The organism is Streptomyces sp. NPDC047315 (assembly GCF_040643215.1).
In the GTDB taxonomy this organism is placed as follows: domain Bacteria; phylum Actinomycetota; class Actinomycetes; order Streptomycetales; family Streptomycetaceae; genus Streptomyces.
The window spans coordinates 1-18600 of record NZ_JBEYTZ010000026.1 but is presented as its reverse complement, the minus strand read 5'-3'; the positions used below and the strand labels follow the sequence as shown (position 1 = coordinate 18600).

22 protein-coding genes are annotated in these 18600 nt (G+C 69.9%); 4 read left to right on the top strand and 18 right to left on the bottom strand.

What is annotated here, in order from left to right:
• Positions 1-43: 43 nt before the first annotated feature.
• From ABZ842_RS27175 to ABZ842_RS27105, 15 genes are all read right to left on the bottom strand, one after another.
• Complete coding sequence (locus ABZ842_RS27175) at positions 44-256, bottom strand: hypothetical protein (protein ID WP_361541967.1); 213 nt, start codon at positions 254-256, stop codon at positions 44-46.
• A gap of 6 nt (positions 257-262) precedes the next feature.
• Positions 263-2761, bottom strand: coding sequence for a phage portal protein (locus ABZ842_RS27170; protein WP_361541964.1), 2499 nt, complete (start codon positions 2759-2761; stop codon positions 263-265).
• Entirely contained in the window at positions 2761-3147 is a 387-nt protein-coding gene (locus tag ABZ842_RS27165) for a hypothetical protein (RefSeq protein ID WP_361541961.1), read from the bottom strand. The genes ABZ842_RS27170 and ABZ842_RS27165 overlap by 1 nt, the downstream gene beginning before the upstream one ends.
• A 41-nt stretch (positions 3148-3188) precedes the next feature.
• A complete protein-coding gene (locus tag ABZ842_RS27160) occupies positions 3189-3626 on the bottom strand; it encodes a hypothetical protein (protein WP_361541958.1) in 438 nt (145 codons plus the stop codon).
• A gap of 93 nt (positions 3627-3719) precedes the next feature.
• Positions 3720-4016 carry a hypothetical protein gene (locus ABZ842_RS27155; protein WP_361541955.1) on the bottom strand — a complete coding sequence of 99 codons (297 nt, stop codon included), beginning with the start codon at positions 4014-4016 and terminating at the stop codon, positions 3720-3722.
• A 111-nt stretch (positions 4017-4127) separates the two neighbouring features.
• Positions 4128-5027 (bottom strand): endonuclease/exonuclease/phosphatase family protein, encoded by a 900-nt coding sequence (locus ABZ842_RS27150; protein ID WP_361541952.1) that lies wholly within the window; start codon positions 5025-5027, stop codon positions 4128-4130.
• Positions 5028-5058: 31 nt separating this feature from the next.
• Positions 5059-5691 carry a cupin domain-containing protein gene (locus ABZ842_RS27145; protein ID WP_361541949.1) on the bottom strand — a complete coding sequence of 211 codons (633 nt, stop codon included), beginning with the start codon at positions 5689-5691 and terminating at the stop codon, positions 5059-5061.
• A gap of 148 nt (positions 5692-5839) precedes the next feature.
• Positions 5840-6187, bottom strand: a complete 348-nt coding sequence (locus tag ABZ842_RS27140) for a hypothetical protein (protein WP_361541946.1) — start codon at positions 6185-6187, stop codon at positions 5840-5842.
• Positions 6188-6404: 217 nt separating this feature from the next.
• The gene (locus ABZ842_RS27135; RefSeq protein WP_361541944.1) at positions 6405-7514 is read right to left on the bottom strand and encodes a hypothetical protein; all 1110 of its coding nucleotides are present in this window, start codon (positions 7512-7514) and stop codon (positions 6405-6407) included.
• A gap of 103 nt (positions 7515-7617) precedes the next feature.
• Positions 7618-8340, bottom strand: a complete 723-nt coding sequence (locus tag ABZ842_RS27130) for a phosphotransferase (RefSeq protein ID WP_361542299.1) — start codon at positions 8338-8340, stop codon at positions 7618-7620.
• Between the two features lie 48 nt (positions 8341-8388).
• Positions 8389-8994, bottom strand: a complete 606-nt coding sequence (locus ABZ842_RS27125) for a nucleoside monophosphate kinase (protein WP_361541942.1) — start codon at positions 8992-8994, stop codon at positions 8389-8391.
• 100 nt (positions 8995-9094) lie between these two features.
• On the bottom strand, positions 9095-9913 hold the full coding sequence (locus ABZ842_RS27120; RefSeq protein ID WP_361541940.1) for an SAM-dependent methyltransferase: 819 nt from the start codon (positions 9911-9913) through the stop codon (positions 9095-9097).
• Positions 9910-10350: a hypothetical protein gene (locus ABZ842_RS27115; RefSeq protein ID WP_361541937.1), complete on the bottom strand. Its 441-nt coding sequence runs from the start codon at positions 10348-10350 to the stop codon at positions 9910-9912. The genes ABZ842_RS27120 and ABZ842_RS27115 overlap by 4 nt, the downstream gene beginning before the upstream one ends.
• Positions 10351-10811: 461 nt before the next feature.
• Positions 10812-11426, bottom strand: coding sequence for a hypothetical protein (locus tag ABZ842_RS27110; protein WP_361541934.1), 615 nt, complete (start codon positions 11424-11426; stop codon positions 10812-10814).
• Entirely contained in the window at positions 11423-12235 is an 813-nt protein-coding gene (locus tag ABZ842_RS27105; RefSeq protein ID WP_361541931.1) for an ATP-binding protein, read from the bottom strand. The genes ABZ842_RS27110 and ABZ842_RS27105 overlap by 4 nt, the downstream gene beginning before the upstream one ends.
• Positions 12236-12391: 156 nt before the next feature.
• Between ABZ842_RS27105 and ABZ842_RS27100 the strand changes: the two genes are divergently transcribed.
• Together ABZ842_RS27100 and ABZ842_RS27095 are read left to right on the top strand one after the other, a co-directional pair.
• The gene (locus ABZ842_RS27100) at positions 12392-13471 is read left to right on the top strand and encodes a hypothetical protein (RefSeq protein ID WP_361541928.1); all 1080 of its coding nucleotides are present in this window, start codon (positions 12392-12394) and stop codon (positions 13469-13471) included.
• A gap of 21 nt (positions 13472-13492) precedes the next feature.
• Positions 13493-14158 (top strand): YdcF family protein, encoded by a 666-nt coding sequence (locus ABZ842_RS27095; protein WP_361541925.1) that lies wholly within the window; start codon positions 13493-13495, stop codon positions 14156-14158.
• A gap of 251 nt (positions 14159-14409) precedes the next feature.
• Here ABZ842_RS27095 and ABZ842_RS27090 read toward each other — a convergent pair whose 3' ends face one another.
• The 3 genes from ABZ842_RS27090 to ABZ842_RS27080 all read right to left on the bottom strand — a co-directional run bounded on the left by ABZ842_RS27090 (position 14410) and on the right by ABZ842_RS27080 (position 17611).
• Complete coding sequence (locus ABZ842_RS27090) at positions 14410-15654, bottom strand: helix-turn-helix domain-containing protein (RefSeq protein WP_361541922.1); 1245 nt, start codon at positions 15652-15654, stop codon at positions 14410-14412.
• 290 nt (positions 15655-15944) lie between these two features.
• Entirely contained in the window at positions 15945-16628 is a 684-nt protein-coding gene (locus ABZ842_RS27085) for a hypothetical protein (protein WP_361541919.1), read from the bottom strand.
• Positions 16625-17611: a helix-turn-helix domain-containing protein gene (locus ABZ842_RS27080; protein ID WP_361541916.1), complete on the bottom strand. Its 987-nt coding sequence runs from the start codon at positions 17609-17611 to the stop codon at positions 16625-16627. Before ABZ842_RS27080 ends, ABZ842_RS27085 begins: the two co-directional genes overlap by 4 nt.
• Positions 17612-17946: 335 nt before the next feature.
• On the opposite strand from ABZ842_RS27080, the gene tgmA reads away from it, so the two are divergent.
• Both tgmA and ABZ842_RS27070 read left to right on the top strand, forming a co-directional pair.
• Complete coding sequence (tgmA, locus tag ABZ842_RS27075) at positions 17947-18216, top strand: putative ATP-grasp-modified RiPP (RefSeq protein WP_361541913.1); 270 nt, start codon at positions 17947-17949, stop codon at positions 18214-18216.
• A 2-nt stretch (positions 18217-18218) separates the two neighbouring features.
• A partial coding sequence (locus ABZ842_RS27070; RefSeq protein ID WP_361541910.1) for an MvdC/MvdD family ATP grasp protein occupies positions 18219-18600 on the top strand: 382 nt, incomplete at its 3' end.

Genomic DNA, 18600 nt, shown 5'->3' with positions numbered 1-18600 from the left:
GATCGTTCTTGCACAATTGTGCAAGCCCGGCCGGACCCTTGCGTCACATGGTCTCGGTCAGGATGTGAAGGGCGAACCAGCCGCTGAACCCGAACCAGCCGACAGCGAAGACGGCTCTACCGGCCTTGCTGGTGCGCGTGCGAAACAGGCGCCGGACGTTCTCGGAGAGGGTGTCGCCGTCCCGCCGGTTGGCGAGCGCGACGCCTTCGGCGACAGCGAAGATCAGGCTCCAGATGATCCAGACGGCAGGCCACATGACGGGTCACTCCTCGGAGTCGGTGTTGTAGTGGAGGCGGCAGCGGCAGTTCACGGTCAACCGGATCGGGGCGAACGGATCCCCGGGATACCGAAGCTGCGCGCCGTCGATCGCGTACGGCGTACCGACGGGCAGCGTCGTGCCGTGCAGCGCCTTGTGAGCGGGTCGTACGCGGTCGTCCTGGCGCGTGATCCACGTCCGCACGACGCCGGGCCCGGCGCTCTCCGCCGCGGCGTCCGCGGCACCGTTGATGGTCGACACGGCGCACGTCTCCGCGACCCGCGCAACCCACCCGGCGCCGGCCCGCTCGTAGAACGCGGCGACGGCCCGCTCCAGGTCATCGAGCGTGAGCTCCGCGGAGAGATCCTGAAGACTGTGCAGCTCCTCGGCCAGATCACCGAGCAGCGCTGCCACGGCCTGCCCGCCGTACATCGCCGTGACGACAGCGGCGGCCACGGCAGCCGGCGGCACCGCGGGGGTACCGGCGATGGCCTGACTGAGCCTGCGGGCAGTGGTGGCCGCGGCCTGTTGCAGGATCGGGGCGAGGGTGCTCGTCGTCTCCTCTTCCCAACGGGCCGCGCTGACAACGCGCTCGCCGTCGATGTCCGCGTCACCACCACGAGTGTCGTGCTCGTTCTCCGACTCCCAGAACCGCGTGTGCTTGCGGATCTTCGGGGCGCGCAGCCGGGCCACGATGACGCCCTGCTGGCGCGCCAGAAGCGCGGTGAGGGCCGCCTGAATGGCCATGGCCAAGGCGTCGAAGTCGGTGTCGGTGACCTCGAACCCTTCGCCGGGCAGGGCCTTGTTCTCCAACTGGGCGCGCGCGGCGGCGACGTCCTCCGCGGCGGGCCCGTCTCCTGACGGCGCGACCGCAGCGCGGGCGCGTACGACATCGTCGGCCGCAGTTCCTGGGGCGTCCTCGGTGATCTGGGCGCGCGCCGCGGCGACGTCCTCAGCGGCGCCCCCGGAAGCGACGGGCCCGCCGGTCTCGGCGCGGGCTCGGGCGACGTCGTCGGCCGCGGTCGACGCCCCACCCGCGGGAAGGGCCAGGGGCGCCTGCCCGGAGGCGAGAGCGACATCGCCCGCGGCGGTCGGTGCCGGGGAGAGGGAGCGTGCCTCAGCAACTGCTGCGGCGGCGGAGCCGTCGAGCGCGGGTGGCAGTGCGGCGGGGTCGTTCATGGGCGCCGGGGCGAGGCCCAACGCCGTCGCGTCTTCGTCGTTCGCGGGAACTGGTGCCTTCTGCGGCGAGATCCACAACGCGCGGGACTGCGGGGTGTTGAACGGGCGTCGCCCTGCGACTTCCCGGTACTCGTCGATGGTCAGCAGGCCCGCCTCGAACTCCTTACGAGCTTCCTCGCGGGCCTGGCGGCGGGGGAACTCCAGCGCCTGGACCCCGGAGGTGTCGAACCGGATGATCCAGTCGTCCGAGAGATCGGGGTCGAAGGCTGACGCGATCAGCTTGAGGTGGGGGAGCTCCGTGTGGGCCCAGAAGTTCCACTCCTCCCGGTCCGCGTTGTTGAACGTCCGCTCCGAGGCGTTCCCGATCACGCTCTCGTACACGCCGAACGCGGAGAGGATCTCGTTCTTCGCGGTGCTGGCCAGCGTCTCGTACGCCATCTCCCGCGGGCGAGCCGAGGTGTCGACGTAGCTGACACCGCCGGGGCCGGTGCCGACGAGGGTGAGCTGTCCCGCGTTGTGCGCGCCCGGGGCAAGCCGCCTCTGGATCCGCTCGACCTCCTTGGAGTCGACGCCGTCCAGGTCGATGCCGACGATCCCGCCGGGGCGGCCGTCGTTGTCGATGAACGAGATGTTGTAGGTGCGCGCCTTGACGTCCAGGTCGATCGACAGGCCGGCGGCCTCCAGCGGGGTCACACCGCAGAAGGGGTCGTTGGGGTGCGGGTCCCGGATCCAGATGACGTTCTCCGGCTTGAGCTCGCGGATGTGCCCGCGGTAGTCCGTGAACTGGAAGTGCTTCACGTACGAGGCGTTCTCGTCGTCCGGAATGACCTCGACGCGGTCCGGCGGAAGCAGGTCGAGCCGGACGAGGACCCCGCCACGACTCTTGGTCTTCTCGATGAAGACGCCCTTCTTACTGAGGAGCAACTGGGCACTGAGGCGCTTCTTGAAGACGTCGCCGGTCTCGAGCGGGTTGGCCTGCTTGTTCAGCAGCCGCAGGATCGGGTGGTCCTCGAGGGTCTCCTCGAACTCCCGCTCGTCCCCGCCGCGGCCGATCTGCACCGGGAGGGTGGAGACGTGCTTGCTGATGGCCTCGACGCTCTTGAAAGTCCAGACGCTGCGCTCGTACCCCTCGACGATGACGCGCTCGAGGTCCCAGCCGTCCGCGTGGCCCGGGGTGCCCCACACGTTCGTCACGCCGGCGAGCGTCATCGACGTGTAGACGCCGCCGGCCAGGAGGTCCTTCACCTCGGTGACTGGGGCCGCTGGGGCGGCGGCGCCTCGGGGAACGAGGAGGCCGCGGAGTGCGGGGAAGAGCTGACGAGACATTAAGCCCCCTCAGCACTGGACAGCCAGAAGCCGACGGCGACCGCGAGCACGCTGACAGCCAGCCACCCCAGAGGGGGCGCCAGGTGGAACAGGACGGCGGTCTGCCCCGCGTAGCCGCAGAACGCGGCGATGGCGCCCGAGTCCTGCTGCCATCGCCGCTGGGCGCTGCGGCGGGCGAGAACGCCGCCGACGCACAGGCCGACGAGAGCGGCGGACAGGCCGGCCGTCCAGTGCAGGGCGCCCAGCGCACCGAGTCCGCCGAGCGCACCGAACGAGAGCAGGAGAAGACCGAGAGCCTCCCGGCCGATCTTCGTGCCGGGACACTCCGACTCCGTGGTGCCGGCGGCGGAGTCGCCGTCCGGCGGCTGAGTTCGCTGAGTAGTCACGCTGCGCACAGTGGACAGCGGGCGCCGCTAGTGTCGCGTGGTCAGCGCGGAGGCCGGGAAACCCCTCCCACGTAGGCGTCGATACCGCGGCGCTGGATACGGCCGCCGGGCACGAGCCGAGCGTTCGTGGGCGGGACGGGGATCTTCCTCTTGGCGCGGGTGCTCCGGTCCCCACCGATCAGGTGCCGGTTGTCGATCTTCGCTGTGCAGTCCCGGCCGGTCACCTCGTCGTACGGGCGCCGGCACCCCTTGCAGTAGACCTCAAGCGCGTCGATGCGCAGTCCCTCGGCTGCTTTGAAGCTGCCGCGGTAGTCGGCCACCTTCGCGATCTTCGGCTGGACCACGATCTCCGCAGCCACGACCCAGACATGGGAGAGATCTTGCTTGTCCTCCTGCGCCGGGGCGAGCCAAGAGAACAGGGTCTCCTGCAAATGCGACCTGCCGGCCTTGGACGAGATGGGAGCTGTCGCGGTCGTCACCGTTCCTCCGAAGTGCTGCGGGTTGACGTAACGCGCCAACCCCCTTGCAGCCCAAACGTCAACGGCCGCGTTCTGTTACACCCACCCCGCCCCTCACTGCCCCGGCCGGGGATACGTCTGCACGATGTACGTCCAGCGCGCGATCGCCAGCCCGGCGAACGCCAGCGGCGGCGCGTACCACCAGCGCCGTAGGCGGCCCCGGCGTACGGGGATCAGGGTGAGGAGCAGGACGAGGACGGCGAGGGCGAGGGCCATTGCGGAGCCGGCTTCGATGCCGGTGAGGGTGGACTCGTCCCAGCGGCCCTGGGGGTGGATCGCGTAGATGGCCCAGGCCATGTAGGCGACGAGCAGGTTGGCCAGGAGCAAGATGCCTGGCCACAGCAACAGCATGTTCTGGTCCCGGGAGGTCGTAGAGGTGGCCTCCCGGCCCCGCTGCTTCAGCGGTACGGGCCGGGAGGCGGGAGGCGGGAGCTGGGCCCGACTAGGTCTCGTGGTAGTGGGTCAGGCGGCGCGCTTGAGTACTTCGACCATGCCCTTCCGGGACAGGACGAGCTTCACCGCGTTGTGGTCGGAGTAGCCGGTGGTGTCGATGACGGTGAAGTCCTCGATCACGGTGGCGAGGGCCTGGGTGATGTAGATGCGGTCGATCCTTTGGTGGCCGCCTTGCCCGCGGGCGGCCTTGGAGCGGCCCCCGGTGGGGGCGAGTGCTGCGGGCGTTCCGATGTAGCGCGCCGGGTCGACGAGGCCCGCGGTGGTGAGCTGCCGGTCGATGATGTTGCTGGTGACTCGGCTGCCGTCGGGGAGCAGGAGGGTGCGGTGGACTACGTGGGGACCGTCTGTGGTGGTGTCCCAATGAATGGGTGAGTCGTCCAGGGCGGAGTCGTTGCAGTCGCCGCCACCGATAAAGAAGTGCCCCTTCTTTACCTTGTCGACCACGCCGACGACTTGCTCTATCTCCAGGGAACGCCCCACCGGCCCGGTGAAGGCGAAGTGCCAGCTCATGATGTCGATGGGAGTTTCCGGCACTTCGGGGAGATGGACTCGGGCCCGAGTGGGAGGAGTGCGCCAGGGGTGGTGACAGGGCGCCTCAAATGCTTCCGCCGGGACGTCAATGACGACGCCGGATTTCTGTATGAAGAGTCCGGTGGGGTTCCGGCCCGACCCTTTCTGCCCGAGGAAGCCCCTCATGTCGAGAGCGTCTCCTGCGGCCTTGAGTCGCCGGCAATCGTTTTCACGACTGTAGGTGGTCTCTTGCCGCAGCAGGATGTCAGGATTGTGTGCGGCCATGGCGTTGTGGGCGTCGTGCCACGCCTGAGGGAAGTCGCCGTTCTCCTGGTCGGGGCCGCCGTCGTGTTCGAGGTTGAAGGTGATAATGGTAAATTCATCGCTCTTCTTGGGCATCTACTCTCCTAATGGCGGGTCACATGCGCGGTTACGGGGTTGCGTTATGTGATGCGGTGTTGAGAGGGGTGGGGGTGACAGCGAAGGTGATATGAAGGGAATGGCCAGGGTGAGGTGGCGTCGTGACGTCGTGCTGCATTCCCTGAGGGATGATGAGGATGTCCCCGGTGTGGGTGGAAAGTTCCTTCGGGGTGCCTTGCAGTTCCGGCCACAGCGTCCAGCGTTTGGCACCGCGTAGTTGGAGGATGATCCCGTCCCATGCGTCGCGGTGTTTTCCCAGGGACTGGTCGCCTGTTTGGGATTCGTAAACTGCAACGGCGATTCGGCGCCTTAGTATCCGGGCGAGGTGTGTGGAGACCTGGCTGTGCCACCCGTCCGATCTCACGTCCACGCTCTCGTACACGCGGGTGTGCCCGCGGTTTTGGTCCGCGGTCTCGATCGCGTCGGGGGTGATCTCGCGGTGGAAGCCCTGGGGGGCGTTGCTGTCGATGAAGGCCACCGGCTGATGCGGGGGGCGATCGGCTCCTACGGGCAGCGACAAGCGGTCCAGGTGCGACGGGGCGAAACGGTTGGGGATGTGGACGGGCGTCTGGGTCCCTTCGTTCGGTATCCAGGCTGCTGCGAGGCGGGCGACGACGTCGGACGCCAAGCGGGGGGTGTTCACGGTGTCTCCCTGGATGGGCCGGCCCCCGAATCGTGGAGGCCGGCCCGGTAGTTGAATCCGCGCGAGATCGCTACACCCCTATGGAGGTGGCCGGCGCTCTATGCGGACTCGGCCGAGTAGTCGCGTCGGCCGGTGACGGGTGCAGCGGTCAGGCGGCGTCGGGGTGCATCAGGTGGTCCTTGCCCACGAGGAAGTACTTCGTGGCCTGAGGGGCAAGGGCGTACTCGGCCCAGGCGGTGTCGGCAGGGTCCAAGGGGGCGAAGAGGTGGTCGTCAGGGCTGACGTCGCTCTTCTTGACGGGGTGAAGTTCCAGGATCCGGGCCTCGGGGTTCACCTGCTGGACCAGGATCTCGTCGTCCGCGAGAAACGGAACCTCGTGGGCGAAGACCAGGCGCACGTGACGGCCGAGGGGGTGGCGGTCGAGAACTCCGGCGAGGTCGCGGAGGAGATCAGCCTGTCGCTGAGGGCTCGTCGGAGTTTCGATGAGAGCGGTCATGGTCGGGTGTTCCTCTCGATAGTCATTGCGATTGGGGTTGCTGCTTCCGGACGGGGCGTAGGCGTGCGGTGGGGCTCTGGGCATGGGAGTCCGGTGGGTTGTGAGCGCCGCGGTGGCTCTCGGCGGGGGCAGGGGCGGCGCGCGTTTCTGTACTGGTGCGGTTCCGCGAGGGTGATCGTGGCGGCCTATCGGGGGCCTGCCGTTGCCGGTCGTCGACTCAGAGCTGCGCCAGGGCCGCGGTGTTCGCTGCGGAGTCGTGGGTGAGGATGGCCGAGTGGCGCGGCAGGGTGTTGAGGGTGGCGCAGAGGTCTTCGCGTTCGGCCGCGGCGGTGGCCGGGAGGTGGAGGAGACCGAAGACGTCGGGGTACCGGTCGGCGCCGGGGGTGTGGAAGTCACGGTCTTCGACGTGGGGGGCGGGGCCGAGCGTGGGCTGCTGGGCGTTCGGCCAGATGCTGGGGAAGACGATTTGGGCGGCGTAGCCTTCGCGCGCCAAGTGGCACCCGAGCCAGGAGATGATCTGGTCGGGGAAGAGCCGCATCTTCAGCTCCGTGCCGGTCTCGGTCCACAAGGCGGCTCGGGACCCTGAGGTGAGGGCGGCGGTGACGGCGGGGGGCTGGGCGGTGGGGAGTTGGGCGCCGTCCAGGACGCGTTCGCGGACGGTGTCGTACGCCCCGAGGGAGGCGAGGAGGCCGAGGCCGATGGCGGCGGTCGACGGCCACGGGACCAGCCGTACCAGGCCGTCTTGGACCCGCGCGAACACGCGGTTGGGGGCGAGGAGCTGCCTTCCGGCGCGGGCGAGCAGCAGGCTGGTGGTGGTCTTGCCGACTTCCGCGGGGCCGAGGGCGAGGATGGCCTGGTCCTTGTCGCCGACCGCGGCGGAGGCGCGGAGGAGGTGCCAGCCGGCGCTGTGGAGCTGGGCGCGGACGAGTTCGCGTGCGAGGCGGGCGCTGGCGTTGGCGACGGTGACCGTGTCCGAGCCGACGATGGTCATGCAGCGGGCGTGTTGTTCGTAGCGGTAGACCAGGCCGCGTTTGGGCTGGGCCGCGGTGACCGTTCCCTCGTGGTCGTCGCGCCGGTAGTAAAGGAGGTCGCCGGCGTACTCGGTGCTGCGGTTCGGGTGGCTGAGGACGTTCTCTATGACGGGGGCGACGGCGTCTCGGGTGACGACGACGGCCTCCAACTGCGGCCCGCCGGCGGGGTCGATCGCGCGGTGCTGTGCGACGGTCCACCAGGGGCTGACGTGCCGCGCCGCCCACTGGCCGATGGCTGGGGAGCGGCTGGTGATGGTCGCCATGGGGCCGGCGGGGGACAGGATGAGGGTGTTCACGGGTTTCTCCATGGGGGTGGTGCTGGGTCCTGGCGCGAGTGGGTGTTCCTCGTCGGGGCCGCAGGCGGTGGGAGTGATCGGCCCGCCGAGCGCCGCGGTGGGCTCACTGGCCCGCTGCCCGGATGGCGGAGTCCACCGTCAGGTTCCAGACCTTGGCGCCGTCGGACACGGCCAGGGCCCTGACGGAGCGGTCGAGCATCGCCAGGACGGCTGGCTCGATGCTGAGGATCGCCTCGGCCTGGTACGGCTGCGGCAGCACCATCGGCGTGGTGCGGCAGGTGTGGAGGTAGGTGACGGTGTCCGCGGCCCACAGCAGGGCGAGGGAGCGCAGCCAGTCCGTCGGGTGCTCGTGGCGGCGGGCCAGCAGGACGGCGGCCTGGTGCACGCTGGTGAAGATGCGCCGCGCGTGGCGGTGCCGCACCGCCATCACCTGGAGGGCGAGGCGGGAGACCAGGCGGGCGACGTCGAGCACCACGGGGCCGATCGACAGCGCGGGGTCGAGGAACGTGGGCCGGCCGGCGCTCCCGGTGGCGACGATGTGCTCCGGCGTCAGATCCCCGTACACCACGACGTCGTCGCCGGCGGGCGTGTGCCCCTGCACGAGAGGGCGCAGCCGGCCGACTACCTCGAGGAGATCCCCGAGCGGCGCCGGCGCCCCCTCCATCGCGTCCTGCGGGAAGCTGCGGGCGAAGGCGTTCGTCACCAGGTACTTGGGCGTCCCCGCTTCTCGGATGAGCGGCTTCGCCTCCGGTAGATCGTTCAGCGCCGCCAGCTCGTTGACGACGGCCGTCAGCAGGTCGCCCGCCCGGCCCGGGTGCCGTAGCAGGAGGTCGTCCAGCAGCTTTCGTTCGGGGGACGTGGTGCGGGGCTGTGGTCATGAGCAGCGGCTCCCGAACGCGATCAGCGCCAGCACCACGGCGTCCAGCTTGGGAGTTCCGGGATCGGTTGCGACCTCGTACCAGCCTCCCTCGCTGGCGCTGAGGGCCACGCGCATTTCCGTTGTGTGCTGCTTGTACCGCCCCGCGCGGATCTCATCGGCTCGACTCCAGCCAGCGCTCCTGCGGCCGGTCGCCGTTGTCGAGCCGGCGTTCTCCTGCTGACGCTGCCTCCGGTCGGCGAGCGTTGCCGGCGTCGCGGTCAACTGGACGACCATCAGCGAACGGTTCGCCCGCCTCACGCTCCGGCGCAGGTTGCGCGCCTGCGACAGGCACCTGGGGTAGTCGTCCAGGAGCACCATCCGGTCGCGAGCAGCGTCGATCGCGTTGGCCGCTAAGGCGCAGGCCAGCGGGTTGGGAACACCAGCTCCCGACTTCTGCGCCTCGTCCAGCTCGCGGGCCAGCGTGGGGAATGACCTCGCATCGCGGCTGGCGGCCTCGTCCAGACGGAACACCGGCGCTTGGCACTGGTCGGCCAGGGTGGAGGCGAGGGCACGCTTCCCGATGCCCGGCGGACCGAGGATCGACACCACGAGGTCAGGCACGACAGGGGCCCGCGAGTGGGACCAGAGTTTGGCCACAATGACTCCCAACAGATCAGGACAACGAGGAGGAAGGAAGAAGCGGAGGGCAGGGGACTACGGACTACGGCCGTGCCTTGATGGCGATGCCGGCGTATGCGGCCGACAGCCTCGGGTGCCGGGCGGACCACGGGTGGTCGGCGTGCCAGCGCGCCGTCGCCGTCAGCCCGGGCCCGAGGTGGATCCAGGTCCCGAACAGGTCGGCGATCTCCTGCCGGGCTCGCGGCCGAAAGACGATGCCGTGCCGCTCGTAGACCTCGACGACCCGGGGCATGGTGCTCGGGTGCCAGCGGCCGGACGACGCGTGGGTGATCGACAGCACGCTGCCGACGGGCAGTCGCTCCCGCAGCGCCGCCATCGCAGCCCAGACCGCGTCGTCGTCTCCGTTCCACGGCAGCACGTCGTGAGCGATCACCGCGGTCGGCTCGGCCAGGTCGACCTGGTCCAGCTCCGCGACCTGGTCCAGGAGCCGGCCCATGGCCAGGACGTCGGCCTGGAGCGGGGTGGCGTAGTGCGGCGGCCCGTCGTCCAGTTGCGTGCGGGCCTGCGGCCAGGTGTCCGGGTCGTGGTCCACGTACACCACCCGGGACGCGGGGACGAGGTCGCCGGTGATCTCGTGCACGTTGCCGACCGTGTGGGGCAGACCGCAGCCCAGGTCGAGCACCTGCCGAACCCCCAGTTCGACCGCCGTCCGCACCGCGAACGGCAGGTGCGCGCGGTTGATCCGCGCCGCGTCACGGACCCACGGCGCGACCGCGCGCAGCTCCCGGGCCACCTCCCGGTCACACTCGTACGCCTCTGTGCCGCCGAGCAGGTGCTCGTAGACCCGCGCAACCCGGGGGCGCAGTTCCAGCACAGACGGTTGAAGAACGAGGGCGTTCACTGGCCCACTCCCGCGGCGAGTTCCTCGTCAAGGGAGACGACCGTGCACCCGGTCAGCCGGACCGCCAACTGCGCGCACAGCAGCCACGGCAACCGCTGATCCGTGAACGCCACCACCACCCCGCGTTCCGCGACCACCGGCACCGGCCCCGCCAGGCCCATACCCGCACGGTGGAGGTCCCCGTAGTAGCCGTACAACTGGGGCTCACGCACGCGGACCGCGGTGTACCCGTCGAGCATGCCGTGACACTCCCGGGCCGCGACCGGCGCGCACGGCAAGCACACCGGGGGGTGCATGGTGACCTCGCCCTCCGGCCAGCCGGGCTTACGGCCGTCGACCGTGTCGTCCAGCAGCCACAGCACCCCCAACTCGTTGGCGCCGGCCGGGCCCCCGCAGACCTGGCAGAGTTCGTCCACCATCGCCCGCCGCTGCCGCACCAAGTTCATCGTGCTGTACAGCGGTTCCCCGCGCTCCCCCCGCGCAGCGAGGCGTCCAGGGTGCAGGAGCGCCCCCCACTCGTCCCGATCTCCGGCGGCCTCGACGTCATACGCGATCCCCGGGCGCCGGCCGGGGGCCAAACGTAGACGGGGCGTCAGCAGCCGTTCTTGACTCCCCGCGGCCACCCACGGAAACCGGGTAGGCCGCGGCAGGCGGCGGGAAAGGCGCGATCGGGCGTTCAACGAGAAACCTTCCAGGTCGTGCAGTCGACAACGGAAATCTGGGGCGCCCCGACCGCCGCGCCTTCGCGGCACACGGCGGCCGGGGGCTCCCGCCCGTGCGGGAACGGGAGCGACGCCGCACGCCTTCGACCCTCAGCAAAGGCGCGCGGCATCCCCCAAGGCCACGCCCAGGGGCGCGAGTTCCCTAGGGGACTCGCGGCGTGACCGGTCAGGGAAAGTCAGAGGAGCAGCAACTCGATGACGTCGGGCGGCTGCGCACGCTGGAGCGGCACCGGATCGCTGCGCGGCGGCTCGTCGCCTCGCGGTCGCCCGGCCCGTAGACGCAGGCAGTGTCCGTGGACGCGATCGTCGTGGCGAGGGGCGCGCTCAGGACGGTTCTCCTGCGGCACCTCGTACTCGTGGTGGGGCTGCTCACCGCCGGCTTCGGGAACCACGCAGGTGTCGGGCGGCGGCGGAGTGCCGTCGAGGACGCCGAGCACGGCGAGCGCGAGCCGCCGTAGGTGCCCGAGTCGACGCGTGAGGGGTTCCTCCGGCCGCGGGCGCTGGCTCCGCAGGAGGAGCAGCGTTCCCACCTCGTGGACGACGGTGTGCGAGGCGGCGCACAGCAGCATCCTGTCCACCCGGTGGAACCGGTCGGTGAGGGCCTCGACCTGCTCTGAGTCCAACTCCGCGTTGGGGGCGAGGACGCGCTCCAAGTCCTCACAAAGCTCCAGGTAGACCGAGCGGAGCGCCTTGTCGGCGTGGTGTCGGAGCACGTACGGCAGGGCTCGGCTGGCTAGGTTCTTCTCCGCTGCCACGGGCCCTAACGCGGCGTTGAGGGTCATTACCGTCACCGGGTGACACCGCCCGCAAGGAGCTCGATCTCGCACCAGGTCGTCTTCCCGTTTCGGCCGGGCCTGACGCCCCAGTTCTTCTCCGAGAGCTTGTCGATGATCGGGAGACCACGCCCCCGCTCCTGACTGGTACTGACGGTCCTGGCCGCGAGCGGGGGCGTCGCCGGACTGCCGTCCTCGACCTCGACCCGCACCTTTACGGCGTAGTGCGTGATGTGGAGGTGACCGGGCAGCCCCACATGCTGGATCGCGTTCGTCACCAGCTCGGACACGGCGAGCACGATGTCGTCGACGGCTTCGCTGTCCAAGCCCCACTCGCGCGCACGCTCTTTGGCGATCACACGCATCCGCCGGACTTCGACGCGGGCGGCGGGGAATTGGGCATGGAGTTCGTGCAGCGGCGGGGACTGAACGGCGGGCATCGCGTACCTCCGGGCGGGTCGCGGCAGGGGAGGGGGAGGGGACTGTGCGCTGTCGCGCAGGGATATGACCACCGCGCCTGTCCGACGGATCTCGTCGGCTCGGGCACTGGCCTGCTGGCGCGGGCCGAGATGCGCGGGCGAGGGGATGACGACGCCGTACCCGCCGGGGACCGTCAAAGCGTCCAGGAGGGCCGTGAATGCCGCAGGGCCGGCGTCCGACGTCGTGTGCTCGGTGAAGACGCCGCTCAGGGCCAGCTCGTGACGTGCGCAGTACGCCGTCAGGGCGTGGCGCAGGGCGTCAGCGCGCGGCAGGGCGCCGGCGGGCAGCCGGAGGAATCCGTAGACGACCGGCCGAGGGACGATGCGCTGTTCGGTGAGCGCTTCCACGGTGACCACCTCACGCCGGCTGAAGGAGAGGTGACCCAGCGTGGACTTGGGCGGCCGGGCGGCCAATGAACTGCTGCTGCACTCCTGCTGTACTTTGCGGACCGTCGCGCTGGAGCGCGTGGTTCCATGGCCGGAATCGAGGCGAGAGAGCGTGACATGGCGACCGTGCACGAGTGGACTGGAGCGGAAGCACGCGCACTGCGACGTGCCCTGCGTATGAGCCTGCGCGACTTCGCCCCCTACCTGGGGGTCGCGCCCCGGACGGTCTCCAAGTGGGAAAAGCTCCGAGGCGACGTCGTGCCCCGCCCTGACACGCAGGCGATCCTGGACACGGCGCTGGCTCGCGCGGATGCCGCCACCCACGAGCTGTTCGAAGCGATACTCGCTCGCGAGACGCCCGCCGGCGGGCGCGTGGCGTTGAGCAAGGCATCCGGCGCGGAGCTGGAATCGTGGAGTGACGATCTCGACCGCACCGCCATCGCCTTGGCCCGGCAGGACTTCACCTTCGCCGACAGCCTGATCCGCCGGTGGACCCACCGCTTTCCCGCCAGCACGCTGGACGACCGCGGCCTGTACCTGCTGGCCCGCTCCACCACCCTGCTGGGCGACCTGAAGCGCGATCAGGGCGCCGTGCTCGGCCCGCTCTCCGCCGCGGCCGACTACACCACCGCCCGATCCCTCTACGGGCAACTCGACATCCCCCGCCGGGTCGCGCAGATCGATCTGTCCCTCGCCGTCACCGTGGAGATGTCCGGCCAGCTCACCGCGGCAGCCCGCCAGTACGAGGGCCTGGCCGCCGACGCCCGCCTCTCGCCCCGCGACCAGGCCCGCGCCCAGTTGTGGGTGGGCACCGCGCTCAGCAAAGCCGGCGAGAACGCTCATGCCGTCCACGTCATGAGCGACGCCGCGCGCGCGTTCGACGCCCTGGACGAGCCGGAGGACTGGACGGTCGCTCACCAAAAACTCGCCCTCGCCCACCGCGGCGCCGGCGATCTGACCGCCGCCCTGCACTGCATCGGCATCGCCCGATCGACCGCCCGCCCCGACGCGCCCCTGCCGCAGGTCCGGCTCGACACCGCCTACGGACACATCCTCACGAGCGACCCAGCCACCCGCGACGAGGGCCTGCGCGTCCTGGACTCCGCCGCCCACACCGCCGCCCGCGTCGGGCTGCGGCACCAACTCGTGGCCATCGATAGCATCCGCATCGGAGCCCTCAGCGGCCCCCGACCCTAACCGCCCTGACGAAGGACCCCCGTGGCCAGCAGCACCGAGACGATCACCGACGCCCAACGGAAGCAGGCCCGCCTGATCTGGGACTACCACCAGATAGGCCACCAGCTCCGCCCCGCGGACGTCGCGATCGGGCTGGGCTCCCACGACCTCGGCGTTGCCACCACCGCCGCCGACCTCTACCACCAGGGCCTCACCAAGCTCCTGGTGTTCACCGGCGGCAACAGCCCCACCACAGCGCAACGGTTCCCACGCGGGGAAGCCGTCCACTACCGCGAGCACGCCCTGAGCCTCGGTGTCCCCGACCATGCCGTCCTCGTCGAACCGAACGCGACGAACACGGGGGAGAACGTGGCCTTCAGCCGCGCCCTGCTGGACCAGGCCGGCATCCACCCCGCCACCGTGCTGCTGGTGACGAAGCCGTACATGGAGCGCCGCGCGTACGCGACCGTCCGGAAGGTGTGGCCGGAGGTGGAGGCGGTCTGTGCCTCGGAGTCCCTGGCCTTGGAGGACTACGTCGAAGCGATCGGCGACGGGAAGCTGGTGGTGGACATGCTTGTGGGCGATCTCCAGCGCGTGATCGAGTACCCAGGGGCCGGCTTCGCCATCGAGCAGGACGTCCCCGACGACGTCTACTCCGCCTACGAAGCCCTCGTCGACGCCGGCTTCACCAGCCGCCTCATGACGTGAGGGCCCGCCACGCGGGAACACCAGGAACGGAGTGATTGGGGTATCGCGGAGTACGGCTCCGCGACGGTGCCGCCGAGTGCTGTAAGAGCGCGCGGCGTTCGCCCGCGTGATGAAGTCGATCGGCCCCATGGCCGCTCCTCTTGATGATCAATCAGATGCGGAGGGTGACGCATCGAGAGTGACCGAGGAGCGGCGAGGCAACCCCTAGTTTTTCTAGGGGCTCTTTCGAGTGACGGCGATGACCTGCGGCTTTAGTGCACGAGTTCCATGTTGCGCACCAGGAACGCGAGCTGAGATGCCTGCGAGGGAACCCCCTTGACCGCCATGTCCGCCACGGCAGCACGAGCCATGGGATCGCCAAAGACGTACGCAGGGGCCGAACTGGCGGCTGCACGGAGCTTCACCACGGCCGAGCCACTTTGGCCCATCCGGTGAAGCGCACGTGCTTCGTCGATCTGGTAGTGCACGCGGCGTTCCTTGCTCGGGACGTCTCGCCAGTCAGCGTCCGGCACCTTGTTCAGACCAGCATCGGGCTGCCCAACCTCGACGCCAACCTCAGCGGCATGTACTGCCACGGTGCCCCGTCCGAAGACTGTGTGCGAGTCCACGTCGTAGAAGCCGGGCCCTAGCCGGTCTGTGTCCTCCAAGGCCGCGCCGATACGAGCCCACGCGTCATCGCTCCGCGTGCCGCGGGCGAAGGCGACTGCACACCGTAGATGAAGTGCGCCCCGTAGAGAGAGTGCTTTCTCCGGCGCCTGAGGGGACGCGGCGATCGGCTCCAAGTCGCGGAGTGCTGCATCAGCGACCACGACGGCGTCCAGCAGGGAGGACTGGTGGAGCATCGCGCCGCAGCGATCCCACGCGACCTCGGCCTTCAGGAGGGGGTCGTCGAGCAGCGTTGCGGCGCCTGCGGCGACCTCCGCTGATGCCCATGCGAGGTCTGGATATCCGAGTTGGTTGAGGCACATTCGGGCTGTCCGGGTGGCATCGACCAGCAGCCGAAGCACCTCGTCGCGCTGCGGCCCGTCGGTGGTAAGGAGCGCGGCGTTCAGGTCCTCCACCATGGCAGGCAGTCGGGTGGCTAGCCCGGGGAGGTCGGCGGCCTGGCGCTCCCTGTTTGCCTCCGTCGAGTTCCCGCGCATCATCTGCATGTTGGGCGGCGCACTGTGCGGAGCCAGTCCTGGATGGCCGGACAGGATGAGCGAGGAGCGGCGCAGTCCTGTGCGGATGGCGGGAACATGGGCGTGAGCGAGGGCACCCCCTCCACGCCGGAGGCGGTAGGGCTGGCCCAACAGCCAGACGACATCCACGTCACACTGCTCCGCGATGGCGTGGATGATCGAGTAGCGGTCGAGTTGCAGACGACCAGCCTCGATGCTGGCCATCCAAGATTCCGAGCGGTCAAGGAAGTCAGCGAGTTCGACCTGGGACAGTCCTGCGGCGTTTCGAGCGATCCTTACCCGAGAACCAATGTGATCAGTGGCAGGAAAGGGCATACTTAGGCTCCGTTCTGACCTCGACACTCAGAACGGTACCTGCCGCTACGAAGAGCGGTACAGCGAGTGCGCCCCCAGCCGCGGCTGGGGGCGCACGCAGCGGGTTCCCAGCACGCGGCTCTCAGGTGATACCGTCGAACCTCCAGAGGTTCGGTCCCCACCGCCACGGTTCGAGCCTCACGCGGTGGGGACGACCCCCTCATCCCCTTGACTGCCCTCGCCGTGCGCCCCCAACTCAAGAGCTGGGGGCGCACGCATGTGCCCTGTACGGCGGTGGTGTTCGCGGGCGCTCAGGGCGGCAACTGGTCGTCGTGCGGGCCCTGCTCGACGTCGGGGCGGCGCTGGGCGGATGTGCGGGCGTCCAAGATCTGGTCCCGTACGGCGGTCAGGTCGTCGCGGTCGAGCCTGCCTGTGCGGGCGAGGACTTCACACATCCGGGCGAGGGCCGTGAGCTTCCGCTCCTTATCGCCCCCGCCGTCGGGCAGGGCACGGGCGAGGAGCAGCAGGGCCTGGATGTCGGAGGGCTTGAGGAGGTCCTTGAGCGGGCCGGACGTCAGGCGGTGGAGCGCCCCGGCCGGGTGCCTGTCGACGTGGGGGCTTCGCTCTCCGGGCAGGGGCCACAGGGTGGTGATGGCGGCCGTGAGCGGTTCGAGTCCGTAGGGGCCGTGCTGGCGGACGAGGTGGCGGTGCAGACAGCGGGAGGCCACCTCGCCGGCGAGGTGCACCGCGCCGAGCCGCAGGGAGCCGCGGCCGACCGCGTGCAGGACGCGGAGGAGCCGCTCCTCGCCCGAGTCCCAGTTCCGGCTCCAGGTGAGGACCGCGCAGACCGCAGCGTGGTCCCTGGAGTTCATGTGTGCGATCAGGCGGGAGTCGGGGGCCTCGAAGAGCCTGTACATGGCCCTGCGGGGATCCAGCTTCGCCACGGCGTTGATGTCGGAGCCGGTGACGATGGCCGCGCCGGTGGTGGAGGTCATGATGCCGCCGCGGTGAGCGTGGGCGGGACCTGGCCGGTGGTGCGCAGGTGGAGGATCGCGTCGGCCAGCTCGCCGTACGCTCCGCGCACCGCGACGCCGACGGCGGCTTCGTCGGGGTCCTGGCCGGTGCGGGGCGGCCCGTCAGCGAAGCGGCGGTAAAGGAGGTAGGTGGCGGCGAGCCAGGCGTCCGCACCCGCGATCGCGGCCAGTTCGGTCGGTTCGCGTTGCTCTGCGGCCTTCTCCTCCTCGGTCGGCTCGCGGTTGAAGACGGCGTCGACGTAGTCCTCTTCGTTGGCGAAGTCCTCCCTGCGGATGCCGAGGGCCGGTACGAGGGCCAGGGGAGCGACGTTGGTCACGATGTGCTCGCGCGCCAGCCCCCAGATCCTGGCGGCTGCACGCTCCGTGGACGTGGTGGCCGTAGCGTTCAGGGCAAAGGACCGCGCGGCGATCGCTCGGGCGAAGTCCTCCACCTCCTCCCCGAACTGGTCGAGTTTGGAGATGGTGATGTTTCCGCCGGGCCGGATCCGGCGAAGCGTGTCGAGCCCGACACCGCTGTCCGCGGAGATGTCGACGGGTTCGACGCCGGCGGCGAGCGCGCCGAGGAGGAGCACGTCGAGTTGGTCGGTGACATCCCGCTGGCGCAGCTCCCAGTCCAGCAGCGCGTTTCGGGCCGCCTCCGGGCTGTCGAAGTTCAGAGCGGGCTGCGCCTGGGCGACGCGCGGGCGGGCGCTGTCGCCTCCCTGGGCTGTGGAGCGCTTGCGCCTCGCGTAGAGGGTCTGCCTCTCAAAGCCGAGTTCGCGAGCGGCGGCGGCGACGTTCCCGTCGTGCTGGGCGATCAGGTCCTCGATCGCCTGGGCCGCCGCTTGCTTGTAGGGGGCGGCGGCGGCCTCGGCGGCGGCCTCGGCCGCATGGAAGCGCCGGACCGGATCGGTCTCAGCGAGGACTCGGGCTGCGTGGTCGAGCGGGGCGGGGCGCTGTGGCACGTGCTGCTCCCTGGGCAGGAGAAAGGGGCGTCCGGGGACGGCGTCGCCCCCAACGACCGAAAGGTAACAGCCGTTTACCCGCATGGGTAAGACATCGTTACCCGCCCGGCGGGTTGGGTTCCTCCTCACGCGCTCGGGATACGACTCGCCTCCGGCATTCCCTGGAGGCTCCCGGCGCCCGCCCGGCCCGGCCGCGACGGCGGACCGCGCGACGCCATCCGCGCGTACGCCCCCCAGCTCGCGAGCTGGGGGGCGTACGCATCTGGCTGGTTGCTCACTGTCCGGTATGCGGGGTGAGGCGGGACACTGTGCCTCCCAAGAACGGAAGGGTATAGATGATTAATCGCATGATTCCATGGGGTTTGACTCGTATGGAGCCTTATCCGAACGTGGGCACGGAGGCGGCGGAGTTCGTGGGTCTCGACCCGAGAACTCAGGTCGCGATCTACCAAGACGCATTGGGGCGTCCTGTGGAGATGGGGAAGCACTCCACCCACAAGGCCGTGGAGACCGGAACCCGAACCAACCCCGGTGATGGCGCCAGCCCGAACACGCAGGATCAGGACCACGATCAGCGCTCAGAAGCGGACCAGGCACAGAACTGAACGTGATCTCCCTCCACCCCGTCCTGGTCCTCACAGAGCCCGCCGACCCCACCTCCGACTACGTGATCCGCGAGTTGAACGAGCGACGGGTCCCCGTCGTGCGGTTCGACCCGGGCGCGGATTCCGTGACGTTCTCGGCACGTGCAGCAATGGGGCACGAGTGGAGGGGACGCCTGGCGGTCAACGGCCGCGCCCTTGACCTCGGCGACGTACGGGCGGTCTACCACCGACGCCCCTCTCCGTACCGCGCAGCGGACCATCTGGACGCCCAGGAGCGGGCCTTCGTCATCGAGCACGCCCGGCACGGGCTCGGCGGCGTCCTGGGAGCCCTCGACTGCCTGTACGTGAACCATCCGCAACGGAACGCAGCAGCGGAGTTCAAAC

Excerpts from the sequence above, each read along its gene's own strand:
- ABZ842_RS27100 (WP_361541928.1), top strand. The coding sequence starts at position 12,392 with ATGGCGACCGTGCACGAGTGGACTGGAGCGGAAGCACGCGCACTGCGA.
- ABZ842_RS27085 (WP_361541919.1), bottom strand. The coding sequence starts at position 16,628 with ATGACCTCCACCACCGGCGCGGCCATCGTCACCGGCTCCGACATCAAC.
- ABZ842_RS27150 (WP_361541952.1), bottom strand. The coding sequence starts at position 5,027 with ATGCCCAAGAAGAGCGATGAATTTACCATTATCACCTTCAACCTCGAA.
- ABZ842_RS27170 (WP_361541964.1), bottom strand. The coding sequence starts at position 2,761 with ATGTCTCGTCAGCTCTTCCCCGCACTCCGCGGCCTCCTCGTTCCCCGA.
- tgmA (WP_361541913.1), top strand. The coding sequence starts at position 17,947 with ATGATTAATCGCATGATTCCATGGGGTTTGACTCGTATGGAGCCTTAT.
- ABZ842_RS27090 (WP_361541922.1), bottom strand. The coding sequence starts at position 15,654 with ATGCCCTTTCCTGCCACTGATCACATTGGTTCTCGGGTAAGGATCGCT.
- ABZ842_RS27140 (WP_361541946.1), bottom strand. The coding sequence starts at position 6,187 with ATGACCGCTCTCATCGAAACTCCGACGAGCCCTCAGCGACAGGCTGAT.
- ABZ842_RS27175 (WP_361541967.1), bottom strand. The coding sequence starts at position 256 with ATGTGGCCTGCCGTCTGGATCATCTGGAGCCTGATCTTCGCTGTCGCC.
- ABZ842_RS27155 (WP_361541955.1), bottom strand. The coding sequence starts at position 4,016 with ATGCTGTTGCTGTGGCCAGGCATCTTGCTCCTGGCCAACCTGCTCGTC.